Genomic DNA, 20,374 nt, shown 5'->3' with positions numbered 1-20,374 from the left:
CACCAAATGTGTACATCATCCAGTACATCGAAAGCGCTGACGGTAGAAAAACCTCAACGCTTTCAAGGAGAAAGAGCGCGGGCTCCAGTCTCGTGTCCATCCCGTTGCATCGACACGATGCTGCGACTGCCAGCGGCGCTTCGACTTTGCGTGAACAGTTCGTTGACTCGACTGCGTAACCGAAGCCGCTCAACGTCCAGAGTTCGGCGCCTGAGGCGATGGGCGTAGTACCACGAGCGGGTGATATCAAAGACCGCGCAAAGCCAATCCAGTTGGCTGACGATGATCTTGGCTGTTGTTTGCTGAGCCTGCCCTGTGTCGGGCCGATCACCGCCAGCCTACCGGCTGTGGAAATGGGCGATGGTCAACAGTACAAATGCAGCCGCGACTTCACCGCTTCTGTCGGCCTGGTGCCTGGACAGTACAGCACTCGCTCCCACATTTGTTCGGTGTCGAGTGCGAGTGTTGTGATCGGTACTGGCCCCTTGTGGGAGCGGCACCAGGCGCGTGCTTTTCAGAGCTGCACCCGACGGAGTCTGCCGCTCAACGGGACGACGTTGTTGTCTGGCGTGGGCAGTGGCCGGCCTGCTAATCCCATGCCTTCGCTCACCAGTACCGCATCCTGTAACAGGCACAGGTTGGACGGGGTATCCAGGCCGCGGGCGAGCACGGTGACTTGGGCTGTTTGCAGGTTGCAGCTCAGCAGTCGACCGGTGAATCGGCTAAAGCCGCCATGGAGTGGTTCGCCGTTCCAGTCCGGCGGTAAGGGTTGCTGCAGGCGGTCGCAGAGTTCCAGGACCAGCACGTTCCCCTTCGGACACAACGCCAGTCCGGTGGGCAGTTGCAGGCCGCGAATCAGGATGTCGATCTGCCCGCTGGCCGGCCAGACCCGAATCACCTGGCCTGCCTTGTCGGAAAAGTCGATGCCCTTGCGCATCGGGTCGCCTTGTAGTTCTCCGGAGAACAGGCTGATCAGCACGGCGTCTGTCGCCGGTTCGTACACCAGAGTCACGGGAACGGCTTCCTGGCCCTGGTCCAGTTCGGGCAGTTGGACCAGCACGCGCTCATCCTGGCCGGTCGTGAACTCCACCAACTGATTGGTATCGGGCTTGACGGCCAGCCAACTGCGGCGGGTCGGGTGGTAACACAGCGCATTCAGATTGCCATGGCTGTGAAATACCGGCTCAGGCGGGGTGTATTGCAGGTCCAGCAGTTTGGAACCTTCGACGTAATCGGTCTGGCTGACCAGACAGCGCCCGTCACCACAGGCGATGTCCGAAAGCCCCATGATTTCATCGCGCAGCATGCGGGCCTGCATGTTCATGGCGCGAAAACCTTGCGCGAGTATTTCACCGGGCAGGTAGGCGCCGGGCTTGTGTGGATCCGGTCGCAGTCGACTGATACGGCCGCTGAAGGGCTGGTCCGGCAGGCCGGAGCCGGCTTCGGTCAGCAGCAGGCCGCCATCGGCCTGCACACAAACGCCCCGAGGGTTAAGCAAGCCTTCGGCGATGATCGTATTCGGGCGCAGGGTTTCGCGCGGCTGCGCAGGAATATGAAGGGGAACGGGCATAGGGCTTCTCTCCATGGACAAGGGATGGACGCGGTTACTGCGGCGGTTGCCACGGTTCGCCGGTGAGATAGGCCCGGAGCAGCGCCCGCTGGCAGGGCGACATCGAGCGCACCACGGGCATGAACAGGGTGGTGCCTTTGTAGGCGTCCGAGGTTCGGGCGAGGATGGGGTTCTTGGCGGCCATGATCGCGTCGGGCTGATTGAGCGGGATGTAGCGCGACATGGCGGGGAAGGCCAGGTAATGAAAACGCAGGACGTTCGGATACATCAGCGGCCAGGTGATGGTAGTGCCCTTGGGGATGCCGAAGTCGGTCTGTGCGTATTTGCGAAAGCTGGTGAAGTAGCCACCGCTTGCAAGACCGTTGACCGTGCAGGTCAGGGCGACAAAACCTGCCTGGGCGGCGCTACCCGGTTTGACGGTGACGGGGAAACTGATTTCGAGCTGGCCGGTGTTGACGGTCAGCGAGGCAGGGAAATCGAGGTAGTCCCAGTATTGCGGCTCATCGTACGCAGCAGGCGCAGCGGCCTGCAGGTCGATTTCGGTGGCGCTGGGGACCGGGCCGCCCAGGTACCTGACCTGCAAGGTGATCGACAGACCATTAGGGTAGTCCTCCAGGTAGACATTGCGCTGATCGGCATACACCCGATAGGTCGATTCGGTGGCCTGCAACGTGGTCCCGGCGACCTTGCCGGGCGCGTTGATCGCCAAGGCGGCGGTCTGCACCGCCTGTATCTGGTTGGCGGTCAGGGGCAGGTCGACGATGCCGCCATACACGTAGTAGTCGAATAAAAAGCGGCTGGTCGGCTCCAGGGTGGCCAGTGCGGTGGTGCCTGCGGTGATGGTGACGGGGCCGTAGTTCGCGTTGGGTCCGATAGGGCTGGTGATGTCGTCCCTGACGGCCCTGAAGGTTTCCTTCGGAATGACGTTCACCATGTCGATGCTCAGGTAACCGTTGCCGCCCAGGTCGGCATAGCCGGCATTCCCCGTACTCTGGTTGACCAGTTGCCGGCCCGGCTGGCAGTTCAGCGGCTCATCGGCGAAGGCCGGGGCCAGTGTGCCGATGACCCTGCCTATGCTCGGGTTGGGCGTGTACCTGCCGGCGGCGTAGTCGGCATCCAGTTGTTCGGTGGTCATCGTGGGGCACATTTCGAACATGACGAAACGCAGGACGATGCCTGTCGCACCCGGCGCGTTGATGATCGAGCGCAGGCCACTGCTGTTCTGGTTCCAGCTGACGATGCTGCTCAAAGGGAAGGTCAGTTGAAACGTACCGCTGGCGTGGAAAGATCCCGGCGCATCCATTTTCGCGGGCAACAGCACACGTCCCGCCACGTCGAAACTGCTGCACACGGTATTACTGCGAATCAGCAATTGGATGTCGCTGTTACCGCCAATTTGCAGACCACCGACGAATATCTGGGTGGTCGTTGAAGAGGTGGGGTCCAGGTCCACCATCATCGGGCCGGAAACGGGCCCCTGTCCGGTCACCGGGTCCACTGAACCGAGCAGATAGACCGGCTGGCCCACCAGATCGCCGGTGGTGCTGATGCCGCCCGGAGTACCTTGGGAACTGATCAAGGCGTTCTGCATGTCGACGACATGCTGTCCATAGTGATTCCAGCCGCCGGCGGTGTAGTAGTCGCCGTCGGGCGCGTTGATCATGTTGTTCAGCTGATCATCGGTGTAAGACTGGGCACCCGGTGCCAGGGTCGAGGTGGTCAGGTCGAAGAGCGGCCATTCCTCATCGCCGTCGTAAGGGATGGTCGGGGAGTTGTTCGGCAGGCTGACGTCCGTGCGGATACCGCCCCAGAAATTCAGTCGTGGTCCATTGAGAATGCTCATGATCTATTCCTCGTCCTTGATGGTTTTGCCGACAGGCGCATTGGCGAATTTGAACAGGTAGGAGTAATCGGACTTGTAGGGGCTCTTGACCGGTGTCGCCATGGAGTGGCAATTCATGCAACTGCTGTTGGGCTGGATGTAGCTCTCCATGGTCACGTTGGCTGAGAGCGCCGGTGTCGGCTGGCCCAGCGGATTACTGGGGTTATCCGGCATCAGCGGGCGCTGGGTGGTGATGAGCTGGTAGTACTTCAACACGCTTCGTTGCAGGTCCGGGTCGGTGCGGTAATGGGTGTTGACCCCGTTGGTGACCTCGGCAATCGGGGTGAACCGGTTCAACGGGTTCGGGGTCTGGAACGTGGTGCCGGGTTTGGGCACGCAGACCAAATGTGCGCCCTGAGTCTGCCAGTCGCAGGGTGATTGGTTGAGGGAGGCGGCGGGGGCGGCGGGGTTGAAGTAAGAATAGGTCGTGCCGGATGTTGGCTGGTCGACCCACTGGCCATTCACCTGCACCTTGGGTGGAACGTTGTCGATCTGCTCGAACGTCGACCAGATCCACTGGGGATAACCGTTCGCCTTGGTGATGATGTGCAGGCCCACCAAACCCAGGTAAGCCTCGGTGACACCGGTGCGCTGGCCTTGGTCGTCGAACGTGGCCACGCGCGCAAGCATGGTCAGGTAGCGGCTGGCATTGTCACTGGTGGTGAGGATGCGCCAGCTCGATTTAACCTCGATGACCCCATAGGGGAAGTTGATGTTGTTGGCTTTGGAAACCACATCAGCGTTATAGAAACTGTTGGCGACGATGTAGTTGTAGGAGGTCTCGTTGGCCGAGATGTCGTAGTAGGTCGGGTTACCGGCCTGGTCGATCAGCCAGCCGCCGACGGCTTGGTCGACGGCATTCACCTGAGTGCTGTTCTTCAGTGCGGCGATGTTGATGATGCCCAGGCTTTTGGCGGTCTGCGGGGTATTCCACGGGCCAGGATCAGCCCCCTTCGGCAGAAAGATTTCCTCCACGGTCTTGTAGGTCTGCCAGACGGTGTAGCCGGGATCCCCAGGCTGTTTGCTGCAGTCGGGATCACCTCGCTGCCCGTCCTGCGCGGGCCAGTTCAAGGCGATGAACATCTGCCAGCTGTATTGATCGAACTGATCCTGGCTGGCGCTGGCGGCCGGCGCGGTGCTGGGGGGCTGGCAATTCAGGTTGCTGACCTGCGTCGACGGCCTGGCCTGTTCCCGGGCTAAGCCCGGCAGACTGGCCAGACCGACTAATATCACGCAGAAACTGAGTGAGCTTTTCATGGCGATCCTTCGTCGTTGTTCAGGGTTTGCGCTGCATCAGCTTGTTCGACTGCGCCTTTTGGCCGTTGCTCTGTGACGCCGGTGGCTCGAACAATTGGCAGGGCGGTGGATTCGCCGGGCACATGGCGGCCACTTGCGCCCAGGTCTGGGCCGGGTCCGGTTTGGCGATGCGGAAATTGGTGTAGTTCTGGCTGACGATGGGCGCATTGGCGACGCTGGTGTCCCCCGAAAAAAAGAACGATTGGGGATGCCGATAGGGCGGTTGTCCCGTCGGATTTTTGAAAAAGGCATAGCCGAACAGGATCGGACCTTGCGGTGATTCGAGGTCCAGCGCGTAGGCCTGCACGCTGCCATCGAGGTTTTTGCTGCGTTCGGCGCTGTAGGGCAGGTGCTGGATGAAGTCTTGCCGTGGCGGATGATTCATCGGCGAAAACATGCAACAGGCCGGCATGTCTTTGGGGCGGTCTTGCGGATAGGTCAGGAAGTACGCCTTGTTGCCCAGGGACACGAACGAGCAGGTGTAGTTGTTGTTCTTGATCGGGAAAATCGGCAGACAGTATTTCTCGTAGTGCTCCATCATGGCGCCGAAGCCGTCGCCATCCGGCGGGATGTAGGCCGTGTCGTAGTAGCTGGTCCCGCGAGAAACGGTGTAGTCCGCCGGGGTCAGGGTGGTGGGTGGATTGCTGTAGGGCGGCGGGCTTTTTTCGTAGTTGTGCATCACACGGTACATGGTCCAATCGCTGATCCAGAACGCCGGGAAAAACGGATCGGAAGGGTCGCCCGGTGCGCGTTTGGCGATGCAGTTGCCGTTCTGTTCGTTGCACCCCTCGGTGTTATGCACCCCCTGGGTGAAGTAGACGGCGCCGCTGTCCTGCTGGGCGAAAATAGCCGGGCTGAGCAGCAGGGTCAGCAGCAATAGCCGGTTCAAGAGGCTGGCTTTCATATGACACTCCTGTGAAGTGCCGGGTGACAGGCTCGTCACCCGGTGGTCCTGCTTGAGCGTTGTTGTTTTAGCCTTACTCGTAATCGCTCATGCTGAGCGGGATGGGCGGGTAATTGCGTTTCACCAGGGACTGCGCCCACAGCTCCAGTACGGCGCGTCGGCTTTGTGACATGTCGCGGGTGATGGGCATGGCGAGTGTGCTTTCCTCCTGGTACTCCTTGCTGATCAGCACAATCAGCTGGTCGATGGCGCCTTCCACTCTTGCCTGTGAGTTGAGCGGCATGAACTTGTTCATGATCGGGTACAAGTAATAGAAGGTCTGCAAGATGCGTGGGTAGATGAAGTTCTCCCACAACAGCGTCGCGGCGTTCTGACGCGTACAGATGGAGTTCCAGTAGGTGATGAAGTCCTGTTGCAACTGCGGATCCAGTGGCAGGACGCGCATCGGGGCGAGGAAGTCTGTGTAGGCCTGGGTGTAGTTGAAGCTGAAGGGGACGGCCGGGTTGTTGTGGTCTTCCTGCACGAAGAACCGCAGGGTGGGAAAGCCCGGGGCTCGGGCACTGACGCCCAGTTGGGCAATGCCGCTGGCGTTGGTGGTGATCTTTGCAACAGAGTAATTGACGGTGCTGTTCTGAGCATCGCGCAGCGTCCCGGTTCGGGAGATGGCTGCGTCGAATGTCAGGCAAGGGCGCAAATTGACCGCGACTGGTTTGCCCAAGTCATGCAGGAACTGCTGATAATTTACCGGTATTCCCGAAGGCCCGGCATTCGACGTATCCACGGCCTGTAGCGCGGTGAGTCCACGGCCGCTACCGGTAGCCAGGTGGCTTGATATCGTGAGCATGTCGTTGAATTGCGGCAGATTGGGCTTGTTCAATGTGCGGTCTGCCGGATGGTCGTAGAACAGTGTGAAGTCGGCCGGATTACTGAATGCCAGATAGTAGTTGCTGGTGGTCACCGAGAAGGGGTTGCCATACTCCGCCACCCACAGCACGGTGTTGGCCGCTGGCTTGCCATCCTTTTGCACCATTATTTGCAGCGTCTTGTGATCACCCACGTCGATGAAACTGCCGCTTTCTATCACTTCGGCGGTCCACATCTGCTGAGTGGAAGCGATCTGGGGCGTTTGTGTGCCCTGTAGTTGCAGCTCCAGAGGGCCTGCCTGCAGGGTCGCCTTGTCTGAGTCGTTGAGCGTGAAGTCCAGCAGGCCGGAGCGTTTGTCGAAGGCTGCTTGTCGATACTGCTCGAAACCGAAGTTGATCACCGGATTGAACTGTCCATCCTTGCGTACACCCAGTAGATAGTTGCCGGCATGGAATTTTTCGGCCGTCGGGATCGGGGCGTCAGAGTCCACTGGATAGAACGGAAAAGTGTTGCCCAGATCCAGCGACAGGGTGTGGTCGGTAATCTGGGCCGACATCACGCCCAGTGTGATGCTTGCGGCATCGACAGGCTGGTTTGTTTTGAAAACGGGTACCGGGTTGGCGGACACCAGGCGCCGGCCGGCTGGCGCGGTGGGGTATTCGTCGGCAAACCAGAGGCCCAAGGTCGCCGCGGTGCGGCTGTAGGCGGGGTTGAAGAATATATCAGAGACGTTGTCCAGGCCCTTCTGATACATCGCTTGCACTTTGGCCATGTCCGCGGCTGTCGTGGAGTGGGTATTGATCGGCGGGAAGTCGTTGAAAATGCCGTTCTTGTCATAGTAGGTCAGGTAGGTGGAAAACCTGAACATCAAGCCACGAGCCCCTTGTAGCCTCATCTGCTGTTGAAGCTGACTCAGCAGCGCGGAGTTGCCGATAACCCATTCCAGGTTTTCCTGAGGAAAGCAGGTCTGCCAGGTGGTGGTGACATACTTCAGACCACCGAGGGCCCCCCAATTGAAGTTCAGGAATCGGTCCAGCATCCGGTATTGCCGATTGAGGGTCAGGCCGCATTTATCATCCCCCAGCTCCAGCTTGTCGAAATACAACGCGGTGAAGGCGTTCTGCCATGGGCTGATGTCCACGAAGCGCGCGGCAGTAGGACTGGCGCTGCCAAAGGGGTTACCGAGCAATTGGTAGTTCTTGCCGACCAGCGCATCCTGGTCGATGTAATTGTTGGCCTGTAGCTCGCCGCCGATGATCACGGAGCGGATATCTTCGTAGCTCACCGTGCCGCAGGCATTGTCGCCAAACAGATCCCACTCTGCGGGAATGTACGGGGTCGGGCTGCCATTGGTCGGCACCATCGGCACGTAGTCCGGGACGTTATTCACGGGACTGATGACCCAGGGCATCAGCGTGTTGGGGGCGTTCTGGCGCGTGATGTCGTAGAAGTTCACAAACGGCCAGTTAATATCCATGTTGACCGCGTCATAGAGTGGAAATACATCGTTGTTGTTGGCCGTTGGCGGGTTCCAGAACATATGGCCGTTGAGGTAGATGCGGGGGAAATTCAATACGCTCATGTCATGCTCCTTAGCGTTGCCACTGGGCGTGTTTCAACGACCAGACAAAATCCAGTTTGTTGTAACCGGCGAAATCCGAGTTCGGCAGCGGGGTGGTGGGGTAGACAATGCCGCCCTGTTCTTTCAGGGCGAAATTGAAGTAACCCTTTTGGTTCGAGTAGGCGGCGGTGCCGTGGCAGGCCAGGCAGGACGAGGTGTTCTGGAAGGCCGATTCCAGCTGGGAGTTGGCCAGCACCTGGGTGATGGGCTGGAATTCCAACCCGATCAGTTCGTACTTCGCCAGAGCGGGATTAGCGGCCTGAAAGCTGGTGTTGGCCGATTGGGCGGCCGGTGTCGGTCCTGTGGTGTTGGTCATCGGGGTGGCCGGTACGGCATTGGTCACCGTGTACTTACTGTTGTTGACGTTTTCGAAGGTGGTCCAGACCCAGTTGGCGTTCAGTTTGTTGACGACGTGCAAGCCGCTCAATGCGGCATAGCCGACCTTGTAATTACCGTTTTTCAGGTAATAGGCCTGGGCGATGTAGTAACCGTCTTTCTCCAGTTTCTGTTTGTAGGTCGCGTCGGAGCCGATCCACAGCCAGGAGGATTTCAACTCCCAGGCGATGGGTGGAAACTCCAGATTGCTGGTCAGGGCGGCTTGGCCGTTCATGTTGTAGACCTGCTTCTGCACGATGTAATCGAACGTGCCTTGGCCCATCAGCAGCTGAAAGCGTACGGGGTTGCCTTTTTCTGTCGTGGGCACCGCACCGCCCATTTGCAGAATCAAGCCATCGACCTGTTGGGTGGCTTTGAGGTTATGGAAAGTTCGGGACAGGTCCATTCCTTGCGCCCTGGCCTGCGTAAGCACCGCGTTCGGCGGCGGTACGGACGTGCCATAGGGGGCGGGCTTGGCGCCATTGGGCAGGTAGACCTGGTCGGAGGGTTTCATCGATTCCCACTCGCGGTTGGGGCTCCCCGCGGCAGCGGGCTGGTTCAAGCAGACAAACCAGTTCCAGGCTATGGTCTCGGGACTCTGCGCAAACGCGGCCCGGGTCTTGTCGACGTCTCCTCCAAACTGCAGGAAGTTGCTGCAGTCGAAGGTGTTTGTGCTCTGAGCCTGAGCCAAACCGGCCAGGGCACTCAGAACTGTTATGGAAATGGCTCGCCGCATGGAAGCTCCTTGGCATTGGCCGGGTCGGTGTGTGGGTGCCCCAGGAAGTGTTCCAGGAGCAGTTGCTTCACCGCCGTGGCCGCAAGGTGCTGAGGCAACGGCAGATCGCAATTGGTGATGAGCAGCGGGCCGGTGTTCTCGCTGGCGGGCAGGCGGCCATGGCTGCCGCGGACCAGACTGGTGTCCAGCGGAATCAGGTCCATGTAGTAGCGAAAGCCGAGCTTTTTCTGCAGCAGGCGGCGCGCCACTTTCAATTTGGGGAAGCGAATGGCCGGGTCGATGAACAGCTCCAGCGGGTCGTAGCCGGGCTTGCGATGGATGTCCACGGTGCGGGCAAAATCGGGGGCCTTGCGATCGTCGAACCAGTAGTAGTAATCGAACCAGTAACCCGGCGCGGCCACGGTCACCAGCTCACCACTGCGGGGATGATCCAGTTGCCAGGCCCGTTGTTCGGCTTTATCCAGTACATGCTCGATGCCGGGTTGGCGCTGCAACAGCGCTTTGACGCGAAGGATGTCGTGCGCCTGCTTCACGTAGACATGCGCGATCTGATGATCGGCCACGGCAAAGGCCGCGCTGGCGCCGGGGTCGAGCAACTCCCAGGTCAGCGATTGGCGCACCTGCAACAAGCCTTCCGAGCGCAACAGCCGATTGATCGATACGGACTGCTGCACCGCTTCGATCCCGTATTCGGACAACACCATCACCGCCGCGCCTTGCTCCTGGGCAAAGGTCAGCAGGCGACCCACTTCACTGTCGATGGCCCGAACCTCGTCGGCAATCGACGGATGATCGGGGCCCAGTCGCTGCAGGCAGTAGTCGAGATGGGGCAGGTAGACCAACTGCAAGTCAGGTCGATCGATCTGGAACTCGGCGATGGCGCAGTCGACGATCCAGCGGCTCGACGCGATGCCGGCCGCCGGACCCCAGAAACCCGGAAACGGGAATTCGCCGATCTGCTGCTCGATACGCTCGTGTAACGAGGCCGGTGTCGAATACAGGCCGAACATTTTGCGGCCATCGGCCGGGTAGTGTGGGCGTGGGGTGATGGCGGCATCCACGTCCGCATACATGTTGTACCACCAGAACAGCTGGCTGCAGCGAAACCCGGGGAGCTCACGTTTGAGCTGCTGCCAGACCTTTTCACCCTGGATCAGTGCGTTGGGTTGCAGCCAGAAACGCACTTCGGCCTGGTCGCGAAAATACCAGCCATTGCCCACGATGCCGTGCTCCGATGGCGACAGGCCGGTGAGAATCGAGGCCTGCACCGTCGACGTGACGGCCGGAAACACCGGTTGCAGGCTGGCCATTTTTGCCGTTTTCAATAGGGCATTGATGTGCGGTGTCGCCGGCCCCAGCAGCGCCGGGGTCAGCCCGACCACGTTGATCAGCAGCAGCGGTTGACGCGGTTGATCAGAGGGCATCGGCGAGCGCCTCCCGCGTTTGGGGTTGCAGCAATTGCCGTTGCCGCAGTTGCTCTTCGACCCAGCGCAGTTCCGCGGCGATTCCCTGGAGTTGGGCGTGCTCGGTAGTGGGCCGCAGTTGGGCGGGCAGGACGCCCCAGCTGTAGGTTTCCACTTCCAGCACGGGACGAAAATCCCCATGGTTGGCCAGAAAGTCGAAGGTCTGCGACAGGGCGATCTGACTGCTGCTGAGCTCGGGCAGCAGCAAGTGTTCGCTGAACAGCGGAATGTGGAAATGAATCCTCAACTCGGGGTATTGCCCTGGGCGCTTAGCGCAATCGTCGAGGGCGGCGGGAAGGTCCGCCCAGCTCAATAACCGCTCTTGCGTATCACGGGCTTTCACTTGATGCAGGTAGGTGGTTTCGGCAAAGTCGCTCAAGGTCTTGAGCACGTGTTCGCGCCGGTTATCGTCTTGGGGCAGACGACAAATCAGCGCGTTGGACAGCTGAATCTTGCCAACGGGCACCCGGGCCTGACGCAGCTTTTCCAGCGATTGATAGCAATGTTCGAAGACCACGGCCTGGTGGCAGACATCAAAACACAGCGCCAAATAGTCATGGTTCGGGTCCGTGGCTTGGCAGCGGTGGAAAAAGGCGATCGCCTGGTCGGTGTTTTCCAGCACGCAGTCCGGCTCCATCTCCAGGCAGAACACGATCTTCTTGCCCGTCTCCCGATGCAGCCTGGCCAGTGAAGCCGTGAGTTGGCGCAACTGATGCTCGGCACGCTGCTGTAACTCCGGACTCCAGCTGGCGGCATAGCCCAGCGGCACAGTGGAAATCACTCCCTGGTCACAGTCCGCCGGCAAGGCATCCGCGAGGATCCGGGCCAGATTCAGACTGTACGCCAGCCGTTCCGGATCGGCCCAACTGGGCAAATAGACCTCGGCTTTCACTGCGCCCTGATGAAACTGGCCGTAGGGAAAACCGTTAAGCGAAGTCAGGCGTAGGCCGCTGTGTTGCAGCAGGCTCAGGAAGTCCTTGCGCGCCGATGCCTCCTGTAATTCGGACGCGGCGAGGGCGCTGATCCACAATCCACTGTCCTGCTCGTTCAGCCCGCGCAGGGTTCGCACGCCCTGAAAATGCCGTTCGATGGATGACCGTAGCCCCGCCAGGTCACGGGTCGGGTGTACGTTGCTGCAATAGCCGACCTGCATGGCAGCCCAACCCGTGCCGGCACTCATTTGATCACCGGTTCCTGGCCGCGCAGGGCGGAATTGTCCTGCCACTGCCGACGTTGGTCGATGGGCAGCGGAGTGCTGACCAGGGTTTTGTCCAGCTGTCCGCTTTGGGCAAAAAAGTCCACCGGGTTGTGGAACAGCACCTGTTCGACCTGGCCCTCGCTGAAGCCGGCAGCCAGCATCGCCTCGCCCGTTTTCGGCACTTTGAGCGGGTCACTGATCCCCCAGTCGGCGGCGCTATTGACCACCATTTTCTCGGTGCCGTACTCCTTCAACAGAGCGACCATGCGCTGTTCCGACATCTTGGTGTTGGGGTAGATCGAATGGCCGCGCCAGCAGTCGCTGTCCAGCACCAGCGGCAGGGTCAGTTCGTTGAGGTGGTCGATGATCACCAGGTGCTCGGCAATGCCCACTTCGCGAATCACCGCCAGGGTGCGTTTGGTGCCGCCGATCTTGTCGCGGTGCGGGGTGTGCACCAGCACCGGCAAATTGAATTGTTTGGCCAGCTCCAGTTGAGCGGCGAGAAAACGGTCCTCCTCCGGGGTGATGTCGTCGTAGCCGATTTCGCCAACTGCGACGACACCGTCTTTCACCAGATAGCGCGGCAGAATCTCCAGCACTTCATTGGCCACCGACAGGTCATTGGCCTCCTTGGGGTTGAGGCCGATGGTGCAGAAGTGGTGGATGCCGAACATGCTGGCGCGAAAGCGCTCCCAGCCCAACAGGGTGTCGAAGTAATCGATGAAACTGCCGACACTGGTCCTGGCCTGGCCCTGCCAGAACGCCGGTTCGATCACCCCGGTGATGCCGGCGGCGGCCATGTTCTGGTAGTCATCGGTGGTGCGGCTGACCATATGAATATGCGGATCGAAGTACTTGAGCATGGTAAATCCTCGTCAAGGAAAGGGAGTCGTTGAGTGTCAGTTCAGTGAGGTGCCGGCCAGGTGCTCGTGCCACTCCGGCGGCAAGCGTTGCTGCTGATTCAGCCCGGCCAGGCGCTGGTGTTGCGCCGGGCTGAGCAGGTCGAAGGCGATCACTCGGGACAGCCCGGCGGACACCGTTCGTTCGGCAGCAAGCTGTTCGTCCAGCAGGTCGAGGGCCAACTGGTTGAGGGTGACGCTGTGTCGTTGCGTCAGGCCGATCAGGTGGCGTACGTCGAGCCCCATGCCCAGCGCCTTGAGCACCAATTGATGGAAGGCCCGTTCGCTGTAATGGCGCGATGGATAAAGGGTGTCCAGCGCGAGGGCGGCAAACACCTGGCTGTTACTGGTGCGCCCGGCTTGCAGTGCCAGTTCCACGCAGAGCCCATGGCTGTCGAGCCAGTCGAGGGCCTTCAGGGTGACGATTTTTTCTTGGTCGTCGCCCCACAGAAACAGTTGGCGCAGCAAGGGCAGTTGCCCGGCGAGGGGTTGTCGCTCCAGCACTTGAGCCAGCAACAACGCCCGCGCCAACTGGACGTTGCTCCAGCCGGGATTGAGGGGCAGTGGTTGCTCCTTGAGGTTGCGCTTGCACTGGCTGCTCAACAGCGCCGCGGTATTGGCGTCCGGGCGTTGGGCAAGCCGCTCCTGTGCCTGGCGCCACCACTGCAACTCGGCGTCATCGAGCTGTAGGGTGAGGGCCTGGTGTTGTTCGGCGAGGTAGTCGTGACGCATTTCGAGGGCCGCTGATGGCGGTGCAGTGACGTCCATGTTCATGTCGGTTTGATCCAGCGCTGGAAGTGTGGAAGCAGGAAAAACACCAGAACACATAACAGGCTGCCCAGTGGCTGGTTCGCTACGGTCAGCACCAGGGCATCGAACAGTGGCAGAGCCGCCAGGCCGGCGCCGATAAAGGCGCGTACCTGCCGATGCTGCGGGTGGGCCAAGTGGTGCCAGTAGTGCCAGCCCAGCCAGCCAAGCCAGAGCAGCAACACCGGCCAAAACCAGACGTTGTCGGCATAAATCGCCAGGGTCAGCGGGCTTAACATCAGGATCAGCGGGAGACGGCTGAGCAACTGGTTGCGGTGTTCCTGGCGGGCCAGGTAGGTCAGGCCGCTGATGTAGACACCCAGCAACATGGCGCACAGCCAGATCGGCTCCGGTGGCACCGCCAGGCTGGCCGCTGCCGTGAGGTAGAGGGCCGAGCGACAGGCGCCCATCAGCCAGACGCTGTGGGCGTATTTCTTGTGCAGCAAGTTGTAGCCGAGGATGCAGCCCACCAGCAAGGCGGCGCTGCCCAGCAACCAGTACGGTTGGTCGATCAGCCGGCTCAGCCCCAACACCGAGGCCGCGGCCAGCGTCAGTAACAGCACAGTGGCCAGACGCACCTGTTGGCGGCTGACCAGACCCAGGGTGATGGGGCGAGGGTTATGGTGTTGTTGATCCCAATCGGCGTCCAGCAGGTCGTTCAACAACATGCCGGCCAGATACAGTAGCGACAGTGCGGCCAGCAGCAGGATCCACACCAGCGAAGACGGCGGCGTCAGGGCACCGGCGCTGCTGGCCAGCAAGGCCGCGGCCAGGGTGTTGGTCCATACCGTGGGCAGGTTGGACACCCGGCCCAAGGTCATCCAGGTCTTGAGGTTCGGTGATGTCTGGCTCATTGCGCGCAGCCTTTGCTGAGGGTGAGCGCCGGGCCGATTCGGGTGGACAGCCGTTGCAGCGCCTGCTCCATCCGCGCGGCATCGATTTCATGCAGGTCCACCGACTCGCCGATCCGGCTGAGCATGGGGATGGAGAGCTGCCCGCCCAGGTGCTGGCGGAATTCCTCCAGCCCGAGCAAAACCTGGGAGCGCCCCTGTGTATCTTTCAAGGACAGTTCCGGCGGGCACAGGTTGAAGCCGAGCTTGAGCAGCAGGTTCAGAACCCGTTCGGTATCGGTATCGCTCAACAGTCCCAGGGCATTGGCATAGAGTCCATCCAGGGCCATGCCCACCGCCACGGCTTCACCATGGCGCAGCCGATGCTGGCTGAGGTTTTCCAGTTTGTGCGCGGCCCAGTGTCCATAATCCAGTGGTCGTCCGTTACCGCGTTCGAAGGGATCGCCGGCACCGGTGATGTGCGCCAGGTGCAGTTCGGCGCAACGGCGGATCGCGTAGCGGCTGGCCGGGTGATCGAAGCAGGCGAGGGCGTCGGCCTGTTGCTCCATCCATTGGAAGAATGCCTGGTCCTTGATCAGCGCCACTTTTACCGCTTCGGCCAGCCCGGCGATCTGGTCACGGCGGGTCAGGCTGGTCAGCAGCTGGAAGTCGTTGATCACCGCGGTGGCGGGATAGAAGGCCCCCAGCAGGTTCTTCTGGCCGAAGGCATTGATGCCGTTTTTCACACCGATACCGGCGTCGTTCTGGGCCAGCACCGTGCTCGGGATGCGGATCAGGCGAACACCGCGGTGGAAGGTGGCGCAGGCGTAGCCCACCGCATCCAGCACCGCGCCGCCGCCCAGGGCCAGGACATAGCAATGCCGGTCCAGCCCATGTTGCAGCATGTCGGTGTACAGCTGCTGCAACACCTGTGAATCCTTGCTCAGTTCGCCGGCCGGAACCCCAATCGGCGCCGCCTGCAAATGCAGATTCGCAGCATGAGAGGCAAAGTAGGCATCGATCTGTTCCAGCAGTTGTGGGGCGCTTTGCAACAGTTGTTCATCGGCGAACACCAGCACAGTCACCGGGCCTCTGTGCTGGGCGGTGAGCTGGCGATGCAGACAGGGATTGAGCGGATCGAACAGATGATCGGTGAACACCACCGGGTAGTCGTAACTGACCACGAAGCGCCCGCGCAGTTGCTCAGCGTCGCTCCTGCTCAAGGTCTTGAACAGGCTGTGCCCGGCGATAAACAGCCCGGGCAGCACGATGCTGGCAAGGATGGCCACCAATAGCATGTTCTGCTCGACGAGGAAGCTGCCGATGGCGCTGTAGGCCAGTGCCAGGCCGGCATTGGCCAGAGTGGTGACCAGCACAAACGCGCGTAGCGGATAACGTTGCATACCGGCGGCCACCACCGAGGTTTCCGCCAATACCGGCACGCCGCGCAGGCAGATCAACGACAGCGTGCCCAGCCGGTACGCCAGCTGTCCCGGCTGGCGCTGATGCAGGCCTAGGCGACCGGACAGCAGACGAAAATAGCCGGCCCCCAGCGCATAACCCAGCCCGGCACCCAGGCACAGGCCAATGAAAATCACCAGGTAACCGCCGAGACTGCCCAGCATGGCCACGGCCAGCAGCGCTACCATGCTCGAAGGGACTGGCAGCACCACGTCTAGCGCCAGCAAGGTGATCAGCAGCAGCGCCAGGTTGAGTTTCTGGGTGGGCGTCGAAGGCAGGAACAGGTTGAGATGGGTCAGGAAGTCCTGGATCTGTTGTTCGAACAACAGGAAGCTGGCGATCACCAGGCCTGAGAAGCAAAACAATGACAGCCAAAAATGTTCGGCTGGCCCTCGTTGCGAGAATGCACGATACCAACGGCTGCGCTTCATCAAGCATCCCTCTTGATCGTTATGACTGATTTCCGTTTCAGCAATTAAAAGCAGCGTCTGGTTTGTTTTAGAAAAATAGACTCCCCCGCCCGAATGGCTGTTTTAAGTGCGGTTAATTACGCTTGCAAAGATAATCATGAAATTAGACGGCTGTGGTGTTTTTGCAAGCTTGCCTGATGGCAGAGTTTGAGGTGAGCTGCTGGAACAACGTGGTGCAGTCGATGGAGTGAGTGTCTTGATCAGGTTTTTGTTTAATGATTACAGTGGGTTGGATGGTTTTTATGGGGCGGTGAAGACGCCGTTGAGTGAGCGATATTCAATGAGGTTGCGTCAGTCATAAATAGTAAGTTAATGATGAGGTGGTCATGTGGCATTAATATTTGTTATGTGGATTATTGCTAACGGCTATATATTTTTTTTGATAGTTGACTGAGTCATTAGGTGGGCTGGTCTCTGAAAAACGGACGTCTAGCGCAAATGATTTTCCTTACTAAAAACTCGGGCATATTTACAGGGGTGGGATTGCACATGCATATCGGTTCAGGTGTGGATTACGCGCACCTTGAGCAAGTGGGCTGTGCAATAGTTTCGGCTGTGAGGGCACTCGACCACGATATTGAAGCATTCTCCATCGGCGGGAGGCTTTCCACGCTCTATCGTGTGGGGGATGAGCCGTTGGATATCCAGCGCTGTAAATTCTCGCGCCAGTTGTGACGGTTCTTCTTGCGTGGGAAGCAATAGCGCAATTTCGTATTTGATCGCCGGCGAGAAGGGCTTCAGGACAAGATTCCCGGTGAAGGGAGGCTGACAGATAGGGTCGCCCTTGAACAGCGAAACGAACGGCACGCCATCCAGATCCGCAGGGGTAATCACGTCCAGTTCTGCAAGGGGGTGACCGATCGGCACCATGCACTGGCATTCCAACCTTCACCTGTCGGTCGTGCAGCCCGCCCCAATCAAGGGTTAAGAAAGTCCTGATAGTTGGCCTTGGTAATCAGTTGATAGGGAATGGTCAACTGTGCCGTATAGGGTTCTTTCCTGATCATCTTCAACGCCAGATCAATGGACCCGATGGCCTGGCCTTTGTTGTCCTGGTAGACGGTCACCAGCAGTTGATCCTTCTTGATCGCGTCCAGACCGGCGGGACCGCCATCGCTACCACCCACCAGGATGTCCTTGCCCGGGCGCATGCCGGCCTGGTTGATGGCCATGGCCGCGCCGATGGCCATTTCGTCGGCGTTGGCGGCCACGGCATCGATTTTCTTGCCCGACAGAATCCAGTTGTTCATCAGATCCATGGCCTTGCTGCGCTGCCATTCGGCGCTCTGTTCTTCGACCACGTGGATGTCCGGATAGCTTTTGAGCACTTCCTTCACCCCTTGGGTGCGATTGTGGGTGGCGTTGTTGGAAAGCAGGCCAAGCATGATCGCCAGATTGCCCTTGCCACCCATTTTTTCCGCCAGATAGCGCATTTGCATCTCACCGGCCTTGATCTCGTCGGAACCCACATAGCCGACGCCTGGCGGCAGTTCGGCCTGGTCGGGGCGGCGGTTGACGTAGACCAGTGGAACGCTGGCCTTCTGCGCGTCATTGGTCATCCTTTGCGTGGCAGCGGTATCCACGGGATTGACGATGATCGCGTCCATGCCTTGGGCGGTGAAGTTTTGCACCTGGTTGAGCTGGCGCACCACATCGCCCTGGGCATCTTCGAATTGCAGCGTCACTCCCGGCAGCTCCTTGGCGTGGGCGGCCATGTAGTCGCGCATCTGCGCCAGGAACACATCATCTACCTGGGCGATGCTGACGCCGATGCGGGTATCGGCCAGTGCCAAGGGGGTGAAGAGGGCGGCGAAGAGGTAGGTCAGGAGTCGTTTTTTCATGGTTTCAGTCCGGTTTTGTTGTTGTTTTTTCATGTCCAGGAAACACAGGTCATGCCTGGCGTTTGGCGCTCATTTGCGCCACGCGCTCGGCGAAGGTCGCGTAGGTCCAGCGTTCCGTCAGCGCTTGTAGCATCAACTGCTGCCCGGTCTGCGGGGCCAAGCCGTGCAGGGGAGGGTCGGTGTCCAGGTTGGTGGGAAAGGCGTAGCCGTCGGCGGTGCAGGCAATCACTGCGTCCAGCTCTTGCGCGTTCAGTACCTGATCCGCCAACCGCTGCGATAGGCAGGGGTAGAGCGCCAGCATCATGCGTTCGCGGTCGACGGTTTCCATGGGCTTGCCGAATGCCGAGGAGATCTGCAGCAGGTTGGCCATGCGCTGGCGGTCTGGCGTGTGATTGGTTCCGGCGGCGTGAAACAGTGCCGGGTTGAAGAACAGCAGGTCGCCCTTGTTCAGCGGCAGCTGTACTGCGCGCTGCTGGAAGTAGTCGATGAATTCCGGGCGGCGCCAGGCCAGGTAACCCAACGCGTATTGCTGGGAAAACGGCAACAGCAGGGTCGGGCCGGTTTCCAGCGGCATATCGGAGTGGGCCACGGCCCCTTGCAACGTCAGGTACTGCGACAGTGCATGCAGGGGCAGCGGAAAGCGCTCGACAACGTCTTCGGTCTGGAAGCCCAGGTGGTAGTCACGATGGGGCTGTTGCGCCTGGCCGCCCGGATGCACCACGTTGACCTGGGCCGTGACTTGAAAGCCGGGGCCCAGCCAGGATTCGGCAATCAGCCCCAGTAGCGGGTTGGCGTAGTACTCGACAAAAGACGACGGCGATTGCAGCGCTGCCTTTTGCAACGAATTCCAGATGCGCCCGTTGCTGCCGGCCTTGGCGAAGTGATCGGCGCTAAGACCCTGGGCGGCTTCCTTGGCGAAGATGGCTTCGAACACCTGACTGTGGCGATCGACTACGTCCAGGTCTGCATAGCCCTGGCGCACAACCATGACACCGGGGCCGTCGCGAAACAGCCGATGCAATTCGTTCAGCACCTGCGCGCGATCGCCATCGCGCAAAGCCTGAGCGTGATAAATCGGCACGTTGCCTTGCACTTCGCTGCAGTGGGGATAGTCCTCGGGATTGGCCTGTTGTTCGCAGAGTTGGGTGAAGTCCTGCAACTGCACTGAATCAGCACGCACAAACGCGGACTGCTGCTGATTCATAGTGCATCTCCCATCAGGCTCAGCGCGCTGGCGGGGCGCGGGGCGGTGTCGTCGCCGCAGCCGATTACGCCTTGTTCCAGGTCGATGACGGTGCCGGTCATCATTCCCGATTCGCGGGACAGCAGGAAGGCAACGCTCTGCGCCACTTCCTCGGGTTTGAGCAGGCGACCAAAAGGTTGCGCGCGCTCGACAGTCGCCAGCCAGCCATCCTCGGCTCCATGGTAGCGGCGCTGGATGTCGTCTTCATGGGGCGTGTCCATCCAGCCGATGTTCAAACCGTTGACCCGAATGCGGTTGTGCAGGGCACTGAAGGCGACGTTTTTAGTCAGGATCGCCAAGGCACCTTTGGACGCCGAGTAAGCGGTCAGATACGCCGGCCCACCGTGGCTGACGATGCTTTGGATGTTGACGATGGCGCCTTCCACGCCTTGGCTGATCATCAGTTTCAGCGCTTCCTGCATGAGGAAGAACGGTGCTCGCACATTGACCGCGAACAGGCGATCGAACAGCTCAGGGGAGGTGTCGAGAATGCCGCCACGATCAGACATGCCGGCGCAGTTGACCAGGCCATGGAGGGTGCCGAAGCGGGTGCGGGCGGCCTCGATCACTGCACGGCAATCCTCGACTCGCTCCAGGTCGGCCTCGACGAAAAATGCCTGGCAATCGAGTTCCGCCAACTGGCGTACCTGGGCCTGGCCCTGGTCCGCGCGGCGCCCGCAAATGATCAGGCCGGCGGCCCCTCGGCGCGCCAAGGTGTGGGCCACCGCCGCACCGAGGCCTTGGGTGCTGCCGGTGACGACAAAGTACTGACCACTGAACGAGGTGCTGAGGTCGGTTTGAGGCATGTGGTTCTCCTGGCTTCTTGTTGTTATGAGCGTTGTTGTCCTTGCGCCGGCTCGACGCCTGGCGAAACTGAGATTAGCATTGGTAACACCTCAGAAATGCCCAAAAAG

At 60.2% G+C, this 20,374-nt stretch carries 15 protein-coding genes and 3 pseudogenes; 2 read left to right on the top strand and 16 right to left on the bottom strand.

What is annotated here, in order from left to right; all coding sequences use genetic code 11:
- Window positions 1-83 precede the first annotated feature (83 nt).
- Window positions 84-320 (bottom strand): annotated as a pseudogene (locus AC1RKH_RS25555) (IS3 family transposase); the annotation flags it as partial.
- Here AC1RKH_RS25555 and AC1RKH_RS25550 point away from each other — a divergent pair.
- A pseudogene (locus tag AC1RKH_RS25550) lies at window positions 270-431 on the top strand (transposase); the annotation flags it as partial. The pseudogenes AC1RKH_RS25555 and AC1RKH_RS25550 sit on opposite strands and share 51 nt — an antisense overlap.
- Window positions 432-514: 83 nt before the next feature.
- On the opposite strand, the gene AC1RKH_RS25545 reads toward AC1RKH_RS25550, so the two are convergent.
- The 12 genes from AC1RKH_RS25545 to AC1RKH_RS25490 form a co-directional block, all read right to left on the bottom strand.
- Window positions 515-1,570 (bottom strand): hypothetical protein, encoded by a 1,056-nt coding sequence (locus AC1RKH_RS25545; RefSeq protein ID WP_493061818.1) that lies wholly within the window; start codon window positions 1,568-1,570, stop codon window positions 515-517.
- 34 nt (window positions 1,571-1,604) lie between these two features.
- Window positions 1,605-3,413 (bottom strand): hypothetical protein, encoded by a 1,809-nt coding sequence (locus AC1RKH_RS25540; protein ID WP_493061819.1) that lies wholly within the window; start codon window positions 3,411-3,413, stop codon window positions 1,605-1,607.
- Between the two features lie 3 nt (window positions 3,414-3,416).
- Window positions 3,417-4,709 (bottom strand): hypothetical protein, encoded by a 1,293-nt coding sequence (locus AC1RKH_RS25535; RefSeq protein ID WP_493061820.1) that lies wholly within the window; start codon window positions 4,707-4,709, stop codon window positions 3,417-3,419.
- Window positions 4,710-4,728: 19 nt separating this feature from the next.
- On the bottom strand, window positions 4,729-5,652 hold the full coding sequence (locus tag AC1RKH_RS25530; RefSeq protein WP_493061821.1) for a hypothetical protein: 924 nt from the start codon (window positions 5,650-5,652) through the stop codon (window positions 4,729-4,731).
- A gap of 73 nt (window positions 5,653-5,725) precedes the next feature.
- Complete coding sequence (locus AC1RKH_RS25525; RefSeq protein WP_493061822.1) at window positions 5,726-8,098, bottom strand: hypothetical protein; 2,373 nt, start codon at window positions 8,096-8,098, stop codon at window positions 5,726-5,728.
- A 10-nt stretch (window positions 8,099-8,108) separates the two neighbouring features.
- Window positions 8,109-9,248: a hypothetical protein gene (locus AC1RKH_RS25520; RefSeq protein ID WP_493061823.1), complete on the bottom strand. Its 1,140-nt coding sequence runs from the start codon at window positions 9,246-9,248 to the stop codon at window positions 8,109-8,111.
- Window positions 9,227-10,672: an alkaline phosphatase family protein gene (locus AC1RKH_RS25515; protein ID WP_493061824.1), complete on the bottom strand. Its 1,446-nt coding sequence runs from the start codon at window positions 10,670-10,672 to the stop codon at window positions 9,227-9,229. The genes AC1RKH_RS25520 and AC1RKH_RS25515 overlap by 22 nt, the downstream gene beginning before the upstream one ends.
- Complete coding sequence (gene eboE / locus AC1RKH_RS25510) at window positions 10,662-11,891, bottom strand: metabolite traffic protein EboE (protein WP_493061825.1); 1,230 nt, start codon at window positions 11,889-11,891, stop codon at window positions 10,662-10,664. Before eboE ends, AC1RKH_RS25515 begins: the two co-directional genes overlap by 11 nt.
- On the bottom strand, window positions 11,888-12,772 hold the full coding sequence (locus AC1RKH_RS25505; protein WP_493061826.1) for a TatD family hydrolase: 885 nt from the start codon (window positions 12,770-12,772) through the stop codon (window positions 11,888-11,890). Before AC1RKH_RS25505 ends, eboE begins: the two co-directional genes overlap by 4 nt.
- Before the next feature lie 36 nt (window positions 12,773-12,808).
- Window positions 12,809-13,582: an EboA domain-containing protein gene (locus AC1RKH_RS25500; protein WP_493061827.1), complete on the bottom strand. Its 774-nt coding sequence runs from the start codon at window positions 13,580-13,582 to the stop codon at window positions 12,809-12,811.
- A complete protein-coding gene (locus AC1RKH_RS25495) occupies window positions 13,579-14,469 on the bottom strand; it encodes a UbiA family prenyltransferase (RefSeq protein ID WP_493061828.1) in 891 nt (296 codons plus the stop codon). Before AC1RKH_RS25495 ends, AC1RKH_RS25500 begins: the two co-directional genes overlap by 4 nt.
- Window positions 14,466-16,337, bottom strand: a complete 1,872-nt coding sequence (locus AC1RKH_RS25490) for a 3-dehydroquinate synthase (protein WP_493061829.1) — start codon at window positions 16,335-16,337, stop codon at window positions 14,466-14,468. The genes AC1RKH_RS25495 and AC1RKH_RS25490 overlap by 4 nt, the downstream gene beginning before the upstream one ends.
- A gap of 516 nt (window positions 16,338-16,853) precedes the next feature.
- Here AC1RKH_RS25490 and AC1RKH_RS25485 point away from each other — a divergent pair.
- Window positions 16,854-17,027, top strand: a pseudogene (locus AC1RKH_RS25485) (diaminopimelate decarboxylase); the annotation flags it as partial.
- 266 nt (window positions 17,028-17,293) lie between these two features.
- Here the strand turns inward: AC1RKH_RS25485 and AC1RKH_RS25480 are convergent.
- From AC1RKH_RS25480 to AC1RKH_RS25470, 3 genes are read right to left on the bottom strand one after another with little or no spacing between them, the layout of a single operon-like run.
- Window positions 17,294-18,217 carry a sugar ABC transporter substrate-binding protein gene (locus tag AC1RKH_RS25480; protein WP_493061830.1) on the bottom strand — a complete coding sequence of 308 codons (924 nt, stop codon included), beginning with the start codon at window positions 18,215-18,217 and terminating at the stop codon, window positions 17,294-17,296.
- A gap of 49 nt (window positions 18,218-18,266) precedes the next feature.
- Window positions 18,267-19,421, bottom strand: a complete 1,155-nt coding sequence (locus AC1RKH_RS25475; protein WP_493061831.1) for a phytanoyl-CoA dioxygenase family protein — start codon at window positions 19,419-19,421, stop codon at window positions 18,267-18,269.
- Window positions 19,418-20,266: an SDR family oxidoreductase gene (locus tag AC1RKH_RS25470; RefSeq protein ID WP_493061832.1), complete on the bottom strand. Its 849-nt coding sequence runs from the start codon at window positions 20,264-20,266 to the stop codon at window positions 19,418-19,420. The genes AC1RKH_RS25475 and AC1RKH_RS25470 overlap by 4 nt, the downstream gene beginning before the upstream one ends.
- Window positions 20,267-20,374: the final 108 nt, after the last annotated feature.

The organism is Pseudomonas sp. GW822-FHT06B12, assembly GCF_058799675.1.
This window is presented reverse-complemented; position numbering and strand designations above follow the sequence as displayed.